The organism is Bradyrhizobium sp. SHOUNA76 (assembly GCF_023006445.1).
Taxonomy (GTDB): Bacteria; Pseudomonadota; Alphaproteobacteria; order Rhizobiales; family Xanthobacteraceae; genus Bradyrhizobium.
Map to the genome: position 1 here is coordinate 1 of NZ_JALBHA010000825.1, position 1,672 is coordinate 1,672.

Here is a 1,672-nt window from a genome sequence, read left to right on the forward strand (position 1 = left end):
CGTGATCTTGCGGTCGCCGGCGAATTCCAGCTGCGACAGGCGCGGCCGCGTGATCATGGAGACGCCCGGCAGCAGCCGCTCGATGATGGGGCGCATGGTCGCAGCGCCCAGCAGCAGCGTCTCGTCGCGGCCGCGGCGGTTGAGGATGCGGTCGGTGAAGACGTGGCCGCGTTCGAGATCGCTGGCGATCTGAACCTCATCGACGGCGAGGAAGGAGAGGTCGAGGTCGCGCGGCATCGCCTCGACGGTCGAGACCCAATAGCGCGGGCTCTTCGGCTTGATCTTCTCCTCGCCGGTGACGAGCGCGACCGCCTCGCTGCCGACCCGCGCCGCGATCTTGTTGTAGACCTCGCGCGCCAAGAGCCGCAGCGGCAGCCCGATCATCCCCGAGGGATGCGCGAGCATCCGCTCGATGGCGAGATGGGTCTTGCCGGTGTTGGTCGGCCCGAGCACCGCAGTGACGCCCGCGCCAGCCGCTCGATCGGAAAGCGCGCGCTCGGAAGCGAAGGGGGAGGAAGAAAAGGCCATGTCTGGGGGATTAGGTAATGGCGATTTGGGCGAATGTCAGTGCTATCTGGGGCGGGCCGGCGGCTGGGCACACGGAGCTGTCACTACGCACTCCGCTGTCATGCCCCGGCTTGACCGGGGCATCCAGTACGCCGCGGCCCGTCCGCTCGACCACAACCGCCGCGGCGTACTGGATCGCCCGGTCAAGCCGGGCGACGACGCCGGATGTGTAGAGGCGTACTCCCCAAACCTCGCGCAACTGTCTCACTTTGCGACGCTTTTCCCGTTGGTCTTAAGCTTCGGAACGACTCTAGAACGAATCGCGGCCGAATCGCTGACTCCAGATTGAGTCCCGTTCCGTTCACGCAACATGTCGCGGGAGTCCCTATCGGCTGCAACTAGATGGAGTTTTGGGCTGCCGTACAAGTGACGTTTCGATGGCGGAAGGCGTTAAGTTGGGGACGGCGCGGAGTCGAATCAGAATCGGGAAGGAGTCAAATGGATTCCCGGCAGGTCGGGCCCCCAAGCTCATTTTCGCGAAAACAACCCCATGCACAGTAGGGATGTGGTTGAAAGCGCTGCACTTTTTCTCCGTCCTCCTGAGGCGCGAGTGGCGCGGTGCAGAGCACCGCGCCGGGAGCCTCGAAGGATGAACGGCCCCGATTGCGGCGGCTGGCGCAGATATGCTGGTGGCGAGAGCCGGGCCGTCGTCCTTCGAGAGCAGCCGAAGAGGCGGCCGCCTCAGGATGACGGGTTAACAGACGGGGCCTGCGGCCCTACTGCGTCTTCGCCACCCGTGGCGGCTGGGCTGTGGTGATGAAGCTGGTGGCTTCCAGCATGGCCGGTCCCAGCGGCGTCGGCACTTTCAGCCAGAACGGGACCAGGATGCGGGTGCCGGCCACGGGAGCGAACGCGATCTCGATGTTGCGCTGGGCGGCGAGGTATTTGATCACAGGGCGATCGGGGATGTAGCCGGCGACAGGGACGAAATAGAGCGAGCAGACCACGACCGGGCCGTGATAGCCCTTCTCCGCCTTCACGGTCTCCATGCGCTTGAAATCGAGCTTGAGGTCGTAGCGCATGCGGCCGTCGAACACGGGCGCCGCGCTGTGGCAGGCCTCCGGCGTCACGGGGTCGCCGGTGCCGGGCACGCGCAGCAGCGAGG

The 1,672-nt window shown here is 65.8% G+C and carries 1 protein-coding gene and 1 pseudogene; both read right to left on the reverse strand.

Going from position 1 to position 1,672, the window contains the following annotated elements:
• Positions 1-528, reverse strand: a pseudogene (locus MOV74_RS37565) (helicase); the annotation flags it as partial.
• 755 nt (positions 529-1,283) lie between these two features.
• Positions 1,284-1,672: DUF3108 domain-containing protein (locus tag MOV74_RS37570; RefSeq protein ID WP_246932493.1), on the reverse strand; the 389-nt coding region annotated here is incomplete at its 5' end.